The sequence below is a fragment of the Streptomyces sp. NPDC091209 genome (assembly GCF_044757755.1).
Lineage (GTDB): Bacteria > Actinomycetota > Actinomycetes > Streptomycetales > Streptomycetaceae > Streptomyces.
Window position 1 is genome coordinate 396,526 of sequence record NZ_JBIVVR010000008.1, and the last position, 17,837, is coordinate 414,362.

At 71.6% G+C, this 17,837-nt stretch carries 17 protein-coding genes; 6 read left to right on the forward strand and 11 right to left on the reverse strand.

Translation table 11 applies throughout. From position 1 onward, the window contains the following. Positions 1 to 337 precede the first annotated feature (337 nt). On the forward strand, positions 338 to 1,030 hold the full coding sequence (locus ACIQRL_RS25135; protein ID WP_401335282.1) for a hypothetical protein: 693 nt from the start codon (positions 338 to 340) through the stop codon (positions 1,028 to 1,030). Positions 1,031 to 1,117: 87 nt separating this feature from the next. Here ACIQRL_RS25135 and ACIQRL_RS25140 read toward each other — a convergent pair whose 3' ends face one another. Beyond that, entirely contained in the window at positions 1,118 to 2,197 is a 1,080-nt protein-coding gene (locus tag ACIQRL_RS25140) for a dipeptidase (RefSeq protein WP_401335283.1), read from the reverse strand. Continuing rightward, positions 2,194 to 3,585: an amidohydrolase family protein gene (locus ACIQRL_RS25145; RefSeq protein ID WP_401335285.1), complete on the reverse strand. Its 1,392-nt coding sequence runs from the start codon at positions 3,583 to 3,585 to the stop codon at positions 2,194 to 2,196. Before ACIQRL_RS25145 ends, ACIQRL_RS25140 begins: the two co-directional genes overlap by 4 nt. Positions 3,586 to 3,739: 154 nt before the next feature. Here ACIQRL_RS25145 and ACIQRL_RS25150 point away from each other — a divergent pair, with 154 nt between their 5' ends. The 4 genes from ACIQRL_RS25150 to ACIQRL_RS25165 all read left to right on the forward strand — a co-directional run bounded on the left by ACIQRL_RS25150 (position 3,740) and on the right by ACIQRL_RS25165 (position 8,421). Continuing rightward, positions 3,740 to 4,765: an IclR family transcriptional regulator gene (locus ACIQRL_RS25150; protein WP_401335288.1), complete on the forward strand. Its 1,026-nt coding sequence runs from the start codon at positions 3,740 to 3,742 to the stop codon at positions 4,763 to 4,765. Beyond that, positions 4,762 to 5,712: an ornithine cyclodeaminase family protein gene (locus ACIQRL_RS25155; protein ID WP_401335291.1), complete on the forward strand. Its 951-nt coding sequence runs from the start codon at positions 4,762 to 4,764 to the stop codon at positions 5,710 to 5,712. The genes ACIQRL_RS25150 and ACIQRL_RS25155 overlap by 4 nt, the downstream gene beginning before the upstream one ends. A 320-nt stretch (positions 5,713 to 6,032) precedes the next feature. Continuing rightward, positions 6,033 to 6,920 (forward strand): oxygenase MpaB family protein, encoded by an 888-nt coding sequence (locus ACIQRL_RS25160; RefSeq protein ID WP_401335294.1) that lies wholly within the window; start codon positions 6,033 to 6,035, stop codon positions 6,918 to 6,920. 466 nt (positions 6,921 to 7,386) lie between these two features. Next, positions 7,387 to 8,421: a MerR family transcriptional regulator gene (locus ACIQRL_RS25165; protein WP_401335297.1), complete on the forward strand. Its 1,035-nt coding sequence runs from the start codon at positions 7,387 to 7,389 to the stop codon at positions 8,419 to 8,421. 111 nt (positions 8,422 to 8,532) lie between these two features. Here ACIQRL_RS25165 and ACIQRL_RS25170 read toward each other — a convergent pair whose 3' ends face one another. The 8 genes from ACIQRL_RS25170 to ACIQRL_RS25205 form a co-directional block, all read right to left on the reverse strand. After that, positions 8,533 to 9,741: a cysteine desulfurase-like protein gene (locus ACIQRL_RS25170; protein WP_401335299.1), complete on the reverse strand. Its 1,209-nt coding sequence runs from the start codon at positions 9,739 to 9,741 to the stop codon at positions 8,533 to 8,535. A 388-nt stretch (positions 9,742 to 10,129) separates the two neighbouring features. Then, entirely contained in the window at positions 10,130 to 10,408 is a 279-nt protein-coding gene (locus ACIQRL_RS25175) for a GlsB/YeaQ/YmgE family stress response membrane protein (protein ID WP_401335302.1), read from the reverse strand. An 81-nt stretch (positions 10,409 to 10,489) separates the two neighbouring features. Then, positions 10,490 to 11,413 carry a YihY/virulence factor BrkB family protein gene (locus ACIQRL_RS25180; RefSeq protein ID WP_401335304.1) on the reverse strand — a complete coding sequence of 308 codons (924 nt, stop codon included), beginning with the start codon at positions 11,411 to 11,413 and terminating at the stop codon, positions 10,490 to 10,492. 709 nt (positions 11,414 to 12,122) lie between these two features. After that, positions 12,123 to 12,782 (reverse strand): fasciclin domain-containing protein, encoded by a 660-nt coding sequence (locus ACIQRL_RS25185; RefSeq protein ID WP_401335307.1) that lies wholly within the window; start codon positions 12,780 to 12,782, stop codon positions 12,123 to 12,125. Positions 12,783 to 13,406: 624 nt separating this feature from the next. Next, positions 13,407 to 13,772, reverse strand: a complete 366-nt coding sequence (locus tag ACIQRL_RS25190) for a PRC-barrel domain-containing protein (RefSeq protein WP_401335310.1) — start codon at positions 13,770 to 13,772, stop codon at positions 13,407 to 13,409. A 161-nt stretch (positions 13,773 to 13,933) separates the two neighbouring features. Continuing rightward, positions 13,934 to 14,110, reverse strand: a complete 177-nt coding sequence (locus ACIQRL_RS25195; RefSeq protein WP_385404471.1) for a hypothetical protein — start codon at positions 14,108 to 14,110, stop codon at positions 13,934 to 13,936. 289 nt (positions 14,111 to 14,399) lie between these two features. After that, on the reverse strand, positions 14,400 to 14,747 hold the full coding sequence (locus ACIQRL_RS25200; RefSeq protein ID WP_401335313.1) for a hypothetical protein: 348 nt from the start codon (positions 14,745 to 14,747) through the stop codon (positions 14,400 to 14,402). 726 nt (positions 14,748 to 15,473) lie between these two features. Further along, complete coding sequence (locus tag ACIQRL_RS25205; protein ID WP_401335314.1) at positions 15,474 to 15,833, reverse strand: DUF5133 domain-containing protein; 360 nt, start codon at positions 15,831 to 15,833, stop codon at positions 15,474 to 15,476. A 270-nt stretch (positions 15,834 to 16,103) separates the two neighbouring features. Here ACIQRL_RS25205 and ACIQRL_RS25210 point away from each other — a divergent pair, with 270 nt between their 5' ends. Continuing rightward, the gene (locus ACIQRL_RS25210) at positions 16,104 to 16,673 is read left to right on the forward strand and encodes a Dps family protein (protein WP_401335317.1); all 570 of its coding nucleotides are present in this window, start codon (positions 16,104 to 16,106) and stop codon (positions 16,671 to 16,673) included. A gap of 95 nt (positions 16,674 to 16,768) precedes the next feature. Here the strand turns inward: ACIQRL_RS25210 and ACIQRL_RS25215 are convergent, their stop codons facing one another. Then, positions 16,769 to 17,704, reverse strand: coding sequence for an anti-sigma factor RsbA family regulatory protein (locus ACIQRL_RS25215; protein WP_401335320.1), 936 nt, complete (start codon positions 17,702 to 17,704; stop codon positions 16,769 to 16,771). Between the last annotated feature and the right edge of the window lie 133 nt (positions 17,705 to 17,837).

Sequence of the window (17,837 nt, forward strand, 5' to 3'; positions counted from 1 at the left end):
GACTCCTCTGTCGGTGAACTCCGGAGATGAACTCCATCGGCGAACTCGGTCGCCGATCTCCGCCGGTGAGCGGATTCAGCAAGAGTACGAATGTAAAGGCCGCCAGAGCAAGAACTCACGATTGATTCGTTCGTGTCAGCGACTGAATCATCTGTCGCGGTGACGGATGCACCAGACACCCTCTTCGAAGCGAACCCGCCCCAGATGCATCACAACCGGTCGGAATGAGTCAACCAGCGATCACCTTCGTATCTCTGGATCAGCGCGGAGTCGCCATCCGAACCAGCGCGCAGTCGCCGAGGGGCGACCGGCGACAAGCATCGTCAAGGAGTGGGGCATGACCGGGAATACGGGGGATTCGACCTGTGCGGGACAGAGCCGGACGGAAGTCGTCGCGTCCGGCGAAGGGGCGGTGTTCGTCGACGAGAGCGGGCGGCGGCGCTCCTGGCTGCGCAGCATGGGCTGGATCGTCGCGGTCTCCTGCGTCTGCTTCGCCACGGCCCTCGCGGCCGTGGTGAGCGGGGGCGACTCGGCGGCGCCCTGGCTGCCCCTGCCGAACGGGACGGAGAAGGCGCACAAGGACACCTCGGCCGCAGGTGCCGCGTCGCGCGTCGAGGCGCGGCCCACGGACACCACGTCCCCCTCGGCCGCGGGACGTGACGGCGCGTCCCCGAGTCCGCGTGGGTCGTCCGCCGGGTTCATGCCCCTGCCGACGGCGGACCCGGTCACCGACCGGCGGGCCGGCGCGGCCGGGTCCGGGCAGCAGCCCTCTCACCGCGGCGCGAGCGCGACTCCCTCGCCCTCGGCAGTCGCGCCGAGCGTCCGGCCCAGTGCGACTCCTCCGCGCGTCGCTCCCGCCGTCCCGCCCGCCGAGGCGTCCGGCTCGCCGTCCCCCTCCCCGAGCGGCACGCCCGGGGAGGCCACACCGTCACCGACCCCGGACCCGAGCGGCGCCACGACCGCCGGAACGACCTCGGCCGAAGGCCTGCTCGTACGCGTACGGCTCACGGGGCTCGCGGCTTTCGGCTGACCGCGGTCGGGATCGGGGTCGGGGTCGGGCGGCGGGACGGCACCCGGCCGTCGCGCCACGCGGGTGCGGAATCGGACGGGACAGCCGTCAGCGGGAATTCTCCGGGGCCCACACGCGGTCGGCGTAGTCCAGGAAGTTCCTGCCGAGGATCTTCTCGATGCGCTCGGAGGAGTACCCACGCTGTTCCAGGAGGCGGACGAGGTCCCGGAACTGGTCCACTCCGCGCAGGTCGAGCACGAAGGGGAGCGTGTCGTCCCGCTCCCCCGCCGCGCCGACACCGGCCTCGCGGCGCAGGGCCACGTGTTCGGCGAGATGCGCGCGGTAGGCGTCGAGGTCGTCGATGGACGTGACGGTCCCGTCGGTGCCGATGCCGACATGGTCCTCGCCGCACACGTCGACCGCGTGGACGATGTGCTCCACGACGTCCGCGGCCGTCGCATGGCCCGACACGTTCAGGAACGGCATGAAGTAGATGCCCACGAAGCCACCGCGCGAGGCCACCAGGCGCAGTTCCTCGTCCGTCTTGTTGCGGGGGAGGTCGGCGAGCGCCCGGCAACCGGTGTGGTTGATGGACACGGGGCGCCGCGCCATCTTGGCGGCCTCCAGGCAGGTGCGCTCACCGCTGTGCGAGAGGTCGACCATGAGGTGGTGCTCGTCGAGGGCCTCGACGAGGCTCCGGCCGAAGTCGGTCAGCCCCCGGTTGGCGGGCGCCATCGAGCCGTCGCCGATGTGGTTGGCCTGGTTGTACGTGAGCTGGACGACCCGCACGCCGAGGTCGGCGAAGGTGGCGACGCGCCCGGTGTCCTCACCGACCGCGACGGCGTTCTGGAAGCCGTAGATGACGCCGATCCGGCCCTCCTCCCTGGCCCGGTGGAGGTCGGCGACCGTACGGACCTTGAGGAGGTCGGCCGCGTTGTCCCGGATGATCCCGTCCCACACGGCGATCTCGTGCAACGTGTGCTCGTACGGCGGCAGATCGCCCATCGTGTAGCCGAGCGTGATGTTGACCGCGGTGAGGCCCGAGGCGTGGGCATCGGCCAACGTGCGGGCGTCGACGGTCAGTTGCTCGCTGGAGGGATTGAGCTGTGCGGCGGCCTCGGCCGACTGGGGGGCGTTCGGGTTGTCGAGCTGCCCGAGCGCGTTGATGATCATGGGGAGGTTGGTCATCGGGTCTCCTCGACGGGGTGGGTCGCCGCGGGCTCTACGGCCTCGGGGTTCTGGACGCGGTCGGGCCGCCCGGCGCCGGGGAAGGCACCCTCGAACTCCCGCCGTTCGAAGCGCCGGCCGCGCTTGACGGTGAGGGTGACGCTGCGCAGGTGCTCGATGTCCCGCAGCGGATCGTCCTCCAGGACAACGAAGTTGGCGAGCTTGCCGGCTTCGACGCTGCCCATGATGTCCTCCGCGCCGGCACTCCGGGCGCCGATCAGCGTGGCCGAGCGCAGGACCTGCTCGGGTGACATCCCGCAGCGGTGCACGAGGAAGGCCAACTCGTCGTACAGGGCCGGGAAGGGGTCCTCGGGGTCGGTCTCGTAGTCCGTGCCGGTCGCGATGTCGACGCCGGCGCGGTGGGCCTGGGCGGTGAGCACGGCGGCGAGTTCGGTGTTGGCCGCCGCGCGCGCCGCGTCCTCGGGACCGTCGCCCGCGAGTGCCTCGCTCGCCCACATGCCCGCGGTCGCGTCGAGGACGGTGCCCTTCTGCCGCATCAGGGCGAAGAGTTCCTCGATGCGGGGGTCGTCGCCGGCGGCGAACCGCTCGTACTCGACCCGCGGCTTGTTCTTGTAGCTGATCAGCGGTGAGTCCGTGCCCTCGAAGGCGAGCAGGGTGACGTGCGAGACGCTGTCCGCGCCGGCCAGGACGATCTGGCCGGGCGTCGCCGGGAAGACGGTGGCGTGGGCCCAGACGGGGACGCCCTGGCGATGCGCCTCCGCGGTGATCGCGGCGACGGTGGTGTGGTCGAGATCCGCGTACACCTTGATCGCCGAGGCGTGGGTCCCGCGCGCCAGGGCAACGGCCAGCCGCAGATCGGTGTCCTTCGTGATCGCCTGCATCCACGGCACGGCGCCGGGCGTCTCGCCCTGGGACACCTGGTGGGTGCGCGGGTCGTCGAAGAAGCCGGGGCCCGCCATCAGCGCGGCGTAGCGGATGTCGGGGCCGGGGATCTCACCGACGAGCGTGGCCCTCGCCAGATCGCCCACCTGGCGCAGGTCGTCAGCCATGTCGCGGATCGCCGTGACGCCGCTGTAGACGAGCCGGCGCAGCACCGCCTCGGCGACGGGCCGGTCGGGCGGTGTCGCGATGTGCTGGTGCGCGTCGATCAGGCCGGGGACGACGAAGCGGCCGTCGAGGTCGAAGACCTCGGCGTCGGCGGGCAGGTTCTCGGCGATCACGGCATCGTCCCCGACGGCGCGGATGACCGGGCCGTCGACCACGATCGACGTCGAGCCCCGGGCCGGCCGCCCGGTTCCGTCGAACAGCGTCGCGCCGCGGTACACCGCGACGGCTCCCTTCACCGCGGGTGCGTGCGGGGCGGGTGCGCCCGAAGCCTCGTCCGTCATCTTCACCTCAGTAGTCGCTTCAGTAGTCGCTCTGTCCGGACCAATCAGTGGCTCGATCCGACGTTGTTACGCTCTACGTAACAGACGTATCGTCTCTCGCAACATGCGCTACCGTACGCTCGCAGCTCATCACGCCACAAGGAGGGGGGCGGACGTGCCCGAAGCACCCCGTACCGCGGTGGACAAGGCCCTGGACCTGGTCGAGGCCGTGGCCCGCGCGTCCCGGCCCCCGCGCCTCACCGACCTGGCCGAGGAGGTCGGACTGCATCGCGCGACGGCCTACCGGGTTCTCGTCGACCTGGTCCGGCGCGGCTGGGTGCTGCGCGCCGGCGACCGCTATCTGCCCGGCACGGCGGTCCTGCAACTGTCGTCCTCGGCGGCCAGGAACTCCCTCGGAGCGCTCGCCCGACCGGTTCTCGCGGCGCTTTCCGAGCACACCGGGATGATGGTGAACCTTCAGGTGCCGGAGGCCGACCGCTCACGCGTCATCGATGTCGTACGCCCGGACCGCCTGGCGATGATCAGCAGTCTGACCGGCGAGGCGCTGCCCGTTCACCGGTTCGCCGGCCCGCTCGCCCTCGTCGCGGCCCTGGCCCCCTCCGACCGGGTGCCCTATCTGCGCGCCGCGGAGGAGGCCGGGTACCCGCTGTCCGGACCCGACGGGCTGCTGGCCGACATCGAGCGCGCCGAACGGACCGGGTTCGCCGTCGAGTACGGGCGCAACGAACAGCCGGTCGCCTCGCTCGCCCGTGCCGTGGTCACGCGCTCGGACGCCCCTGTCTGCGCCCTCACCCTGGTCGGCCTGAGCTCGGAGTTCGACGAGACCCGGCTGCCCCGCCTGCGGGAGCGACTGCGCGAAGCGACGGACGAGCTGGGGCGGATCCTCTCGGACCCCGGATATCCCGGAACGTCCGGAGGCCCCGCGGTCTCGGAGGCGGCCGAGGTCTCGGGGGCGCCCCGGGTCTCCCAGGATTCGGGGGCTGCCGGCGTCTCCGGTGCCTCCGGTGTCTCTGGTGCCTCCGGTGCCTCCGGTGCCTCCGAACGATCCGGTAGCCCCGAAGGGCCCGGGAGTTCTGGACACGCCTCCTCCCATCCCGGGTCATCGCCCCGGCCCACGGCCACACCTACGTCCCAGCCCCAGCCACCGTCCACGTCCACGTCCACCGAAGGTCCGGCATGAGCGAGATCCTCTTCCTCGACGGGGCGCAGACGCGCGCCGCACTCGAGCCGCACCGCGTCCTGGACGCCGTGGCGACGGCACTCGTCGCCATCGGCCGTGACGAGGTCTCCGTACCGCCGCGGATCGCGGCGCACGCCCCGGGCGGCCTGCTCGGCGCGATGCCCGGTCATGTGCCCGGGCTCGGACTCGCGGCCAAGCTCGTCTCCGTGTTCGCCGATCCGGCGCGGCCCGGTCGCAGCAGTCACCGGGGCATCGTCGCGTTCTTCGACGCGGCGGACGGCCGCCCGCTGGCCCTCATGGACGCCGAGCCCCTCACCGAGATCCGCACCGCGGCGACCGCCACCCTGAGCGCCCGGGCTCTGGCCCGTCCGGGCGCCACCCGGGTCGCCGTCATCGGTACCGGTGCCCAGGCACGTGCCCAGATCTCCCTGCTGGCGGCCATGGATCCCGAGACCCCCGTGTCGGTCGCGGGCCGCGATCCCCGGCGTGCCGAGAGCGCCGCCGCCCTCCACCCCGCCGGCCGGGCCGCGGACGACATCGAAGAGGCGGTGCGCGAGGCCGACACGGTGTTCTGCTGCACCGGCGCCGTGCGACCGGTGATCCGTCGCGCGTGGCTCGCCCCCGGCACCCACATCAGTTCGGTGGGCGGCTCCCACGGACCCGAGCTGGACGCCGACACCGTCCGGGACGCCACCCTCTTCGCCGAATGGCACGGCGCCGCCACGACCCCTCCCCCCTCCGGCGCCCACGAGTTGCAGGACCTCCCGCCCGAGCGGACCGTGACGCTCCTCGGTTCGGTCCTGGGCGGCGAACACCCCGGTCGGCGGGACGACGCCGAACTCACCCTGTTCAAGTCGACGGGCCACGCCGCCCTGGACGTCGCGGCCGCCCACGTCGCCGACGCCGTCGCCCGCGCGAAGTCATGGGGCACCCGCGTCGCCATGTGAGCCGCATCCGTGCCGGCGAGCGCACGGCGAACCGCGTCACGGGTCACGGGTCACTGAGCCCGCGTCGCGGGCGCCGCGGGCGTCGCCGATGGGAGGCCACCGTCCACCCGTGGACTTTCGTCCCTGGGTTCGGCCATGCTGAACAGTGCTTCCGCCGGTGCGCACACGGCCCGGGACCATGGTCGCGGACCGCATCCGCCAGCCCCCGTGGCGGCGAATCCACCGCGGCAGGCCCGCCGTGTGACGTGGGCCGACCGGCCGGTCGGCCTGGCCGGTGCTACGGGCCCGGCGGAACACGACGCGGAGGAGGCCATCGCCCCATGAGACCTACCGGAGCGGACGGCGGCGGAGTGCGGGAACGGCTGGGCAGAGCTCTGTTCAGCCGGGTCGCGGGCCCGGAGGGACCGAAGAACCGCGCCCGTATCCACGGCACGCCCGGACCGCGCTGGTTCGGCCCGGACCGCCCGATCCGCACCGTGCACGGGGACGCGTCGATGTTCATCGGCGGACTCTCCGCGCTGCTGCTCCAGTCGCTCCACCCGCTCGCCATGGCCGCCGTGTCGGCGCACTCCGGCTTCCGCGGGGATCCCTGGGGAAGACTCCAGCGCACGAGCACCTTCCTCGCGGTGACGACGTACGGGACGGCCGAGAGCGCCCAGGACGCCTGCGACCGGGTACGGGCGGTCCATGAGCGGGTGCGCGGGGTGACCTCGGAGGGAACGGCGTACCACGCGGCCGATCCACATCTCCTCGGGTGGGTCCACGTCGCGGAGGTCGACAGCTTCCTGCGCGCGCATCAGCGGTACGGCGCGCGTCCGCTGTCCGGCGCCGACTACGACGCGTACGTGGCGGACACGGCCCGCGTGGCCGCCGCTCTCGGCGTCCTGGACCCGCCGACGAACCGTGCCGAGCTCGCCGAGCGGCTGACCGCGTACCGCGGGGAGGTGCGGGCGACGCCGGAGGCACGCGATGCCGCGCGGTTCCTCCTGCTGAACCCGCCGGTGCCGCTCGTCGCCCGCCTGCCGTACGGGGTGCTCGCCGCGAACGCGGTGTCCCTGCTGCCCGCCTGGGCCGCTGCCGAACTGCGGCTTCCCCGGCTGCAGTTGGTGGACAGTGTCTGTGTACGTCCGCTCGGCTGCGCGTTCACATCGGCCGTGCGCTGGGCGATGGCACCGCAGCGAGCGCGAGCCCTCACGCCGGTCGCGTGACCGGCGACCGCGCCGTCCCGCACGCCCGAGCCCACCTGTGCCTGCTCCGCTCCCGGGGGATCGTGTCGTAGGCCCACCGGCATGGGACAGGCCCAGGGACCCTGCGGTTCGGGTTGCGGGGCCGACCCTCTTCCCGACTCCGGACCCACCGTGCGGAGCAAGGAACCAGAGCCGCCACGCGGCCCGACTCCCCGGTGAACACGGCGGCGGGAAGACGGAGCCGATCATCACGGCGGACGGCGCGCTCGCCGGTCCGTCGCCACGACCGTTCCGTTCGCTGCATCCGGCGGGCGGCCCCAGGCCGAAGCACGGGTGAGCCCGGTGGACCGGCCGGTCCCGGACGGCTCCGGAATCGAGGCGAGGCCCCCGTCATGATCTGCTGCCGTCGCGCGCCGGAACCCGCCACGCCCGGGTGGGGCGCCCCTTCCGCCGGAACGTCGTCCACCGTTCCTCCCGGAGCCGCCCCGTGGAACTGAGCAGCCCAGACGAGGCGGAGACCGCCGACGTGGGAGTGACCACCGGCTTCCTGGCACGGAAGCTCGGGGTCTCACCCACGACGCTGCGCTCCTGGGACCGACGGTACGGGCTGGGGCCCGCGGTGAGGGTGGACGGCCGGCACCGCCGATGGGCTCCCGATGACGTGGCCATGGTCCAGGAGATGTGCCGGCTGACCGCCGCCGGCCTGCCTCCCGCCGAGGCCGCCCGCGCCGCGAAGGAGGCGGCTCGCGGCCGGGTCGCGGTATCACCGCTCCTCGCCGACCGGACACGGGCGGGCGTCCGGGTCCCGGAGCGGGCGGCGCTGACGGCTCCTGGCCCGGGACCAACGGGGTCCCGGTCGGGCACCGGGCCGCCGCCGGGTGACGTGGGCCGGGACGGCCGGGGACTCGCGCGTGCCGCTTTCCGCCTGGACGCCCTCGCCGTACGGGAGCAGCTCGCGGCCGTGGTCCGGACCCACGGTCTCACCAAGGCCTGGGAGGAGGTGATGGTGCCCACCCTGCGGGAGGTGGGCCGCTCATGGGAGTCCTCGGGAGACCGTTACGTCGAGGTCGAGCACCTCCTGTCCTGGCACGTCTCCGCCACCCTGCGGCATCTCTATGTGTCCACGGAGGGGCACGAGCCTCGCACCATGACCTCGCCGGTACTGCTGGCCTGCCTTCCGGACGAGCAGCACACCCTGCCGCTGGAGGCGCTCAACGCGGCGCTGGCGGAACGGCGGGTACCCGCCCTGACGCTCGGTGCCGCCGTCCCGCCCGAGGCGCTGATGGCGGCGGTGCAGCGCGTCGGGCCACGGGCGGTGGTCCTGTGGTCGCAGTCGCCGACCACGGCGAACCTTCCGCTCGCCCGTCACATCGCCGCCACCCGCTGGGGGGTACGGGGAGCACGCACGCGGAGCCGGGTCCTGCTGAGCGGACCGGGCTGGGGCGGACAGTCGAGCCCGGGGCTGCTCCGCCCACGTCACCTGGCCGAAGCAGTCGGTCTGATCACCGCGCCGGACGACTGAACCCGACGGCCGCGGTGCGCTCGTGGGCCTGACGACGGCTCCATACCCGCCGTGCCAGGCCGAACCCGGCCCGGCACGACCCCGCCCCATGACGCCGGGAGCCGCCCGTGCCTACGACCTCAGGAAGGCGGCCAGGCCCTCCAGCAGCCGTTCGACATCGTCCTTGTCGTTGTACGGCGAGAGTCCTACGCGCAGGCCACCGGTGTCGCCGAGGCCGAGGTGCCGGGACGCCTCCAGCGCGTAGAACGATCCGGCGGGCGCGTGCACACCACGGGCCGCCAGGAACGGAGAGGCGTCGGCCGCGTCCCGGTGCTCGAACGTCAGCAGCAGGGTGGGCGTACGGTCGCCCGCGCGGGAGCGGACCGTGATGCCGGGCAGCTCGGCCAGCCCCTCCTCCAGCCGCTCGCGCAGCATCCCCTCATGCCGCTCGATCGCCGCGAAGGCCGACCTCAGCCGCTCTCTGCGCCCGCCCGTCGTGACGGTGCCGAGCCCGGCGAGGACATCGATCGCGGCGGTGGTGCCGGCGAGCAACTCGTAGGGCAGCGTTCCCAGTTCGAAGCGCTCGGGAACCGTGTCGGTGGACGGCAGTAGCTTGTCCGGCCGCAGCCCCTCCAGCAGTTCCGGGGAGGCGGTCAGGACGCCGTGGTGCGGGCCGAGGAACTTGTAGGGCGAGCACACGAAGAAGTCGGCACCGAGCCGCCCGAGATCCACGAAGGCGTGGGCCGCGTAGTGCACCCCGTCCACGTAGAGCAGCGCCCTCGTGTTCCCGTGGACCAGGCGTGAGATCCCGGCGATGTCGGGCACGGTCCCGATCAGGTTCGAGGCGGCGGTGACCGCGACCAGCCGGGTGCGCTCGGTCAGCAGCTCACCCACCGCCGACGGCGGGAGTTCACCCGTCTCCGGATCGAAGTCCGCCCACCGCACGCGGGCACCGGCCCGTTCCGCCGCCTGGATCCAGGGGCGGATGTTGGCGTCGTGGTCGAGACGGCTGACGACGACCTCGTCACCGGGGGCCCAGTCCTGCGCGAGTGTGCGCGAGACGTCGTACGTGAGCTGGGTGGCGCTGCGGCCGAAGACGACCCCGGAAGGATGTCCGCCCACCAGGTCGGCCACCGCCTGGCGAAACCCCTGGACACATCCCTCCGCGTTCACCTCTCCGGGGGTCAGGCGCCCCCGGATCGACAGCGGTCCGGTGAGCGCGTCCGCGATCGCACCGGCGACCCGGGCCGGGGTCTGTGTTCCGCCCGGACCGTCGAAGTGCGCGACACCGGACAGCAGGGCGGGGATCTCGGCACGCAGTGCGCCGACGTCGTACGTCACTAGGGCTCCTCACGGGCGGCGGCGTCGCGGCCCGTGCCGGTCGGCCCGGAACGGGGTCCGGCGGGCCGGAGCCCCTGACCGGGCGGGCGCACACGATCTCCGGTGATCATGACAGGGCGTCCGCCGTGGTGGGAAGGCGACTCAGGGTCCTGGGCGCACCCCCGGACGTCCCGGGACGCCGGAGGAATGCTGGCCCGCGGGACTGCTGCTCCCAACCCGCGGCTTGGCGCAACCGGTACCCCTCGTCGGGGAACACACTCCGAAATGTGCCCCGCGTTCACTCGAACGGGCTTCCGGCGGACGACGCACGGCCTGGGGCCGGCACCGGAGTTCTCCGGTGCCGGCCCCAGGCCGTGCGTCATGACGCGCCGAACGGGCCTGAGCCCCTTCACGCGTGACGGTGCGACCGGCGGTTGCCGGTCAGTACCCGGTACAGAACCAGAAGAATCAGCGATCCGGCGATGGCGGCGATCCAGGTCGACACGTCGAAGAACCCGTCGATCGAGTCGACGTGGAAGATGACCTTGCCCAGCCAGCCGCCCAGCAGGCCTCCGGCGATACCGATGAGCATGGTGATGATGATCCCGCCCGGGTCCTTGCCCGGCAGGAGCAGCTTGGCGATGGCACCGGCAAGCAACCCGATCAGAATCCAGGCGATGATTCCCACAGTTCCTCCACCGTTCGTCCGTACAAGATGTGACTTCCTCACTCCGTGTGCGCCGTCCCGGCCGGAACAAACCTGTCCGCCTCAAACTGTTGCCCGATTCCTCGCCGCCGCCGCCCCGTTCAGTTCGGCCGTGAACTGCGCCCCGGCGAGCAGGGCGAGGTTGGACAGCCACAGCCACACGAGGAAGACAACGGGGCCGGCGAGAGAGCCGTAGAGCCTGCTGTAGGCGCCGAAGCCCGAGGCGTACAGCGCGAATCCGGCGGAGACGGCCAGCCAGAGGAACGCCGCCAGGAGGCCGCCGGGCAGGCTGTACCGGCGACGCCTGGCGGGTGGCGGACCCGTGTGGAAGACGACGAGGACCAGCAGAGCCACCAGGCACATCAGCAAGGGCCAGCGGAGCAGGTCCCACGCCACGGCCACCGGGCCGTCCAGGCCGAAGACGCGGCCGACGGCCTCGACCACGGGGCCGGTGAGCAGCAGGACGAGCGCGCTCACCACGAGCAGCCCGAGCAGTGCCAGCGCGGTGAGCACCAGCCGGTGCGCGGTGCGCCAGGCCGAGCGGCGGTCCGCCACGTCATGCATGCGGTGCAGGGCCCTGCGGAACACGGCGAGGTAGCTCGACGCCGACCAGAGCGCGCTCGCCGCACCGGCGACCAGGAGTGTCCAGGCGGCGGACCGCTGCCGCAGCATCTCCCCCAGCGCCTGGTGCAGTTCCGCCCCCGACTGGGCCGGAGCGTACGCCGTGACGTGTGCGATGAACTGCTGGGCGGTGTCCGGACTGATCAGGCCGAAGGCGATGACCATGACCAGCATGGCGGGCAGCACGGCCAGGATCGCGTAGTACGTCAGCGCGGCCGCCCAGTCGGCGACGTCGTCGTTCCACATCGAGACGGGGGTCCGGCGCAGCGCCGGCCACCAGAGGGCGGGCCGCCGCGGCCCGTACCGACGCGGCCGGGCCGGCCGCACCGCCTCGACGGCGCTGTTCGACCCGGATTCAGCGGACATGCGCGGTCCGGTGGGGGCGGTCGCCGGTCCGTATCCGGGTAGGAAGCCGCGTGAGATCCCGGGCGGGGACGCGGATGGGGAGTCGCGTGGGGTCCCCGGCGGGGACCTCCACGCGGAGCCGGGCGGGAACCCGGGTGGGGGCCCGAGTGCGGAGCCGGGCGAGGACCCCCGTGGGGACCCGGGTGAGGGCCCGAGTGCGGAGCCGGGCGGAGACCCCCGTGGGGACCTGAGTGAGGACCTGCGTGCGAAGCCGGGCGGAGACCCCCCTGGGGACCCGGGCGAGGACCCGAGTGCGGAGCCGGGCGGGGACCCGGGTGAGGGCCAGGGTCAGGTTCCGGCGCAGGGCGGCAGCGTCCCGTGCCTCCGGGAACCTTCCGACGATTCGTCTGCTCATCCCTCACCTCTCGGCGCCGGTCCGGCCGGCGTTCCCGGCCCCATGCCTGGCGAGGTCGGTCGGGGCTCTCCTTCCACGCGCGGGTTCTCCTACGCCTCCTCGCCGCCGCTCTCCGGGAATCGGTCCGGGAATCGGTCGTCCGCGCGGGACGCCGTCAGCGGAATCGTGTGCGGCCCCCGCGCGTCCATCGGCGGGCAACGACGGGGAGCGGCCGGAACGGACGTGTGTCCCGGCCGCTCCCCTTTTCCCGCCCGCCACAGGAAACTCCCTCCGGCCCCACGACTGTCGACCGCGGGATCGGAACAATTCGTCGCGTCAGCTCTTGGGCATCAGGACGGTGTCGATGATGTACACGTTCGCGTTGGCGGTCTTCACATTGCCGCACACCACCTTGGCGGAGTCATTCACCGTGTACGACTCCCCCGAGCCGCTGGTCATCAGCTTGCTTTTCTCCAGCGTCTCGAACGAACCGTTCTCCAACTGCTTCGGCGTCAGCTTCTGGCCCACGACGTGATACGTCAGAATCTTCGTCAACTGGGCCTTGTCCGCCAGCACCTTGTCGAGGGTCGCCTTCGGAATCTTCGCGAACGCCTCGTTCGTCGGGGCGAACACCGTGATGTTCTCGGCGTTGTTCAGCGTGTCCACCAGACCCGCCTTCTTCACCGCCGTCACCAGCGTCGACAACGCCGGGTTGTTCGACGCAGCCGTCGCCACCGGATCCTTGGCCATCCCGTCGAACGACCCCGCCCCGTCCTTCGGCACCGACGCGCACCCAGGACCGAACGGCTCGTCGGAACTCCCCGCCATTCCCGTCGAACCGGTCGACTCCCCGTCCGAGACAGGAGCGGAGGCCGATGCCTTCGCCGAATTCGACGCGCCACTGTCCTTGCCGCCGTCGGAACAAGCCGTCAGCACGATCGGCAGCACAGCGGCGGTGGCGACAGCCACCGCGACACGACGGATACGCATGTTCATGAGGTTCTCCTGTCGGAACGAAGCGGCATTTCGCGGCGCGGACCGGGGAATGCCGTGGTTTTCGAGCGGAATTCCGTGGAGAACGAACGGTCGGACCTCTGCGAGGCACCGACGGAGGGCCCGGGGGCACGCGTCGAACTCTTCGAATTTCGGCTCACACGGGGAATCCGTGACAGGAGCCGTCCTGGATTGGTCGGCGGATGCGGGATCACCGATTCGAGGGAAATTCAGCCCGGGACCAATCCGGGAAGCGCGCAGCTTCGGAGAAGACGCCCACGGCTGTCTCCGCTCCGGCATTCCGACGCAGCGAGGCCACGGCGCGAAGGCCGTGGCTCGGGGACCGGCGTCATCTGCCGGAGAAGGGCAGTTGAGGCGGTGGCCCCTGGTCGGGCGGGTCACCTGCCGGAGAAGGGCAGTTGAGGCGGTGGCTCCTGGTCGGGTGTCAAGGACCGTGCTCGTGCGCGGGCCGTCATGTTCGTGCGCAGGCCGTCGCGCTCGTGCGCAAGCCGAAGCGATCGTGCGCAGGCCGTCGCGCTCGTGCGCAAGCCGAAGTGATCCGGCGCCGACCGTCGTCGTCAGGCCGACGGTCGCCCCTCACGCCGTATCGCCCCGCTTCACGACACCTCAGGCGGGCTGCCTCGGCGGCAGACCCCGGTAGTAGCTTCCGACGCTCGACAGGTAGGCGGGGTCGAGCGTCTCGCGGTCGGTCCTGAACGCGGGCGCCGATTTGATCTCCTCGCGCGTACAGGCGACGGTGATCTTCCGCGATTCCGCGTCGATCCCGGCGACGACTCCCACGGGTACCAGCACGCTCTTCCCGAACACCCACACGCCGGTGTCGACGATGAGGTGCCGCATCCCGGCATCGTCCACCTGCCGGTCGACGTGCCCTATGGTCCCGTCGGTCGCCTCCACGCTGAAGCCGGCCAGTTCGCGCACTTCGGGGTGGTTGAACTCCGGTGCGTACGACCAGATTCCGTCGACCGTCATCTTTTTTTCCTCCGTCAGCTCGCCGGTTCGTCCTGCCGACAACCCACCCGTGGCGGGGACGCGGCAGGGAGAGGCCCCGCGGCGGGAATCCGCCCCCGTGCCGCCTCAGCGCTGCAAATACCCTGCTGCCCCGTCCGCACTCGGCGGAATTGCCGGGCCCGTCAGCGACGGCGGCTGCGCGTCGTCCAGCCGGCGCCGACGCCGGAGAGGTGAAGCGCGAGCAGGGCGAGCCCTATGAGCATGACGTTGGTCGACGTGAACACGTGATTGGTCGAAACCTCACCGGCGTTGATCAGGAACGCGATGAACAGCAGTACGGCGGCAGCGATGCCGAGCATGGGATCTCCCTTGTCGATGGTCGATGGTGGACAGGCGATGCCGAAACGATGGGATCCGAATGCCCCGAGAAAGCCGCCCGACACTACGACGCGTGACGAATCCGCGGCATCCGCCGGGCGCGCCCGCCTCGTCCCCGCCGGGAACGCGGCGTGGCCGGCGGATCCATCGCCCGGTGGACGGCGCGAGCCGATGGACTGCTCTGTGGACGACGAGGGGCGCTTGCCAGGGCGGTCACCCCGGCAAGCGCCCGCTCAGACACCCCGGCAGGCGCGCCCTCGGGCCATCGCCCTAGGAAACGCTCCCGGCCGAAGCCCGAACGTCCTCACGCGCCACCGTGTCGTCCACCGGTCCGATCACGCGCCACCCGCTCTCGTGGTCCTCGGCCAGCCCGAGTTCGGCCAGGCCTTTCAGGTGCCCGAGCACGGTGGAACGCTGGAAGCCCACGGCCGCGCTGAGCTCGGCGACCTCGGCTCCGCCGGAGCCGGCTTCCGCCAACCGCTCCCACGTACGCACCGCGTGGCGGCTCAGACCGCCTTCGCTGACCTTCCTGGACACGACGCCGACCCGCTCCCCGTCCTTGTTCTGCCCGGGAATCGCGGACTTGGCCGGTACCACCCGGGCCTCACGCGTGCTCACCTGCTCCCGCACTGCGCGCGGTGATCTCCTCGGTCCGACCGGACGCGGCGTCATGTTCACCTTGCGGTGCCTACGGCCCTTGCGGTGTCGGCTCATCGATTCCTCATCTCCGCCTCGACGATGCTCACAGGAGGAGAACGAGGAAGAGCCGACAAGGTAGTTCAGCCGTTCGAAGGATAGGCACGCGGCGTGACGCCCTGGTGAAATCCCTGCCCGGCCGTCCGGGGACGCGCTTCTCCTCGGCTCTCGGCTCCTCGGCTCCGCGGTTCCTCCACAGGACGAACGGCCATCGCGCGAACGTCGTCGACGGCCGGGAAACGGATCGATTCCGTGCCCCGGTGCCACGGGTACGCCCGCCCGATTTCCTCGCACACACATCCGGCCGCTCCCGGCCGGGATCCTTTGGCCGATCTTCCGGCCATCATTGAGCCCTCGCCACGTGAGCGCGGCCGCCGTCGGGACGGGTCCCGTCGCCGCGCGTCCCGGTGGCCGGCAGCTCGTCGAAAGCGAATAGCAATGGCCAACACCTGGTCCCCATGGGCCTGTTCTCCTGCCGGAGCCCTGTCATGACGGCGGCCCGCGTCCCAGGACTGATTCTGCCCGTCCTCTTCCTGTGCGCCTTCGTCGCGGGCCTGGTCTGGTATTGGCGACATCGCGGCGATTAGGGACATGGGGTGGGGCCCCGCCCGGCCGGGCGGGGCCCCACCCCATGAACACGCCGGGCGATCAGAGGAGGGGATCGGGCGTGCCGACGCCCTGTCCGTTCAGAGCGCGCACCTCGATGTGCGGCTGTGTCAGCGGCGAAGTGACCGCGGGCACCACGTCCGACGGGCCGGCCGTTGATGCCCCGTTCCCCAGCAGTGCGCCCCTCAGCGGGTCCTGGCGGTTCCCTCCGGCCACGAGCAGGGCGTCGGCGGCGACGACGGCGTCGCGCACACTGGTCGTTCCGGTCATCACACAGAGCGTGTACGTGACGTCCTCCAGCCGACGGGCCGTCTCCAGCGTCTCCCTTTCGGCATACGCGATCTTCAGGGCCGCGTAACGCGTCAGCAGCCTCCGGACAACCTTCGGGTCGGGCACGAGCACGGCGAGGGCTCCTCTCTCGAGTTTCCGTCCGTGTGCCCCGGTTCACTACGGTTCATTCGCAACAGCCGCCCCAGACAACCTATTTGGCCCAATGCCGTCTCCGCGGTGGAATCCCGCCGCCTCCGGCGTCACGGGCGGCACGGATCGGCGCCGGCGAAAAGTGTGACGCAAAGAAACCAGGGCACTTGGAGCCGGGGCCGCTGGTAATCCCACCGTGGGAATCCGCGACCGCGAACATCCACCAGAGATCTGTGTGCGAAGGAAAGGAACATGGCCACTTCCACGACACCGCATTACACGGTTCCCGGCCTCAGCACGACCGACGGCGGCCGGATCATCGACGTGCTGAGCAAGCGGCTGCACGCTCTCAACGACCTTTCGCTCACGCTGAAACACATCCACTGGAATGTGGTGGGTCCGCATTTCATCGCCGTTCACGAAATGCTCGATCCCCAGGTGGACCGCGTACGTGACATGGCCGATGACGCAGCCGAACGGATCTCCGCCCTCGGCGGGGTGCCGCACGGCACACCGGGCGCGCTCGTCGCCGAACGGACCTGGGACGACTACGGCGTCGGCCGTGCCGATGCCATCGCCCACCTCGGCGCCCTCGACCTGGTCTACACGGGAATCGTCGAGGACCACCGCGCCGCCCTGGCCGAGGTCGGCAAGATCGACCCGGTGACCGAGGACCTTCTCATCGAACAGCTGCGCTCACTCGAACAGTTCCAGTGGTTCGTCCGGGCACACCTGGAGAGTTCGGGCGGGTCACTGTCGCACGCCGGGACCCGCACGGAGCGCCAGGCGGCACGGGCGGCCCGGCAGGGCAGCGCGCGATAGCGAGACGGGGCCGGCCGCGGTCGCCCACGGTCACATCACGCAGGGGGTGACACGGGGCGGCCACGGTGTCCCGCCGTTCACGCGGTCCGGACCCGTCAGGCGCGGTCGATGTAGCTGCGCACGGTCGTTCCGGAGACATCGGTGTGCACACGGACGAGGTCCGAGATGACATGCACGAGGAACAGGCCCCGTCCGCCGATCTGATCGGGGCGCACGGGATGCCGGCCGACCAGCGGATCGCTGAGCCGTCCTTCGTCACGGACCTCGCACACGATCTGCTCGCTCTCGGCCCAGATCCTCAGAGTCCCCGAACCGCCCCCGTGCACCACGCTGTTGGTCGTCAGCTCGGCGACGACCAGGTTCAGATCCTGCAGCCTGGCCCGTGTCATCCCGCGCTCCCGCGCCTCGCCCATCGCGAAGTCGCGGGCGGCGGGCAGGAGTTCCGCGTCGAAGCGGACCGTCGCCGCTCCCGGCGGATGGTGCAGCGTTTCGTTCCAGCGGGCCAGCACACCGTCCGGGTCGTAGGACGGGCTGACGCTCTGATGCCCTCCGCTGATCACGACGGGGTGCGTGGCGTGGGCGTCGGCGATCACGTCGCGGGAGAGGGCTCGCGCGTCGTAGGGGCAGAGGATCGTCACGTCCCGTCCGCCGAACGCCGTGTTGATCAAGGCTTCGTGCTGGACGCAGGCCGGGTACTCCACCGCCGTACGGCCGTCCCAGACGGGTTCGCCGATGATCCGGACATGGACACCCTGATGGGTGTCGGCGAACGCCCGCAGAACGGAGGGGATGATCCGGCCCGGATTGCGGCCGGCCCGTGTCATGTCGATCCAGCGGACGCCGGCGCCGAGCGGTCCCAGTGCGCCGCGGATGAGCTCCAGTCGTGAAGGGGGAACGGCCACCGCCACCGGCTGCCCGGCGGCTACGCCGTCCGACACGAAACGCGTCGTCCCTTCCACGTACTCACGGTCGCCGCGATAGAGGAGCGCGGGGTGGACGAAGGGTTCGCCGCGAAGTGCCGCCGCCGTCATGCCACGACCACCGCGCCCCCGAGTCCGCGTCCCGAGGGGGGCCCCGCGTCGGGGCACGCCGAAGGGACGAACGTCTGCGCTCGGACCACTCGCCGCTCCATGCCCACGGACTCACCTCGGAGCCCATTTTACG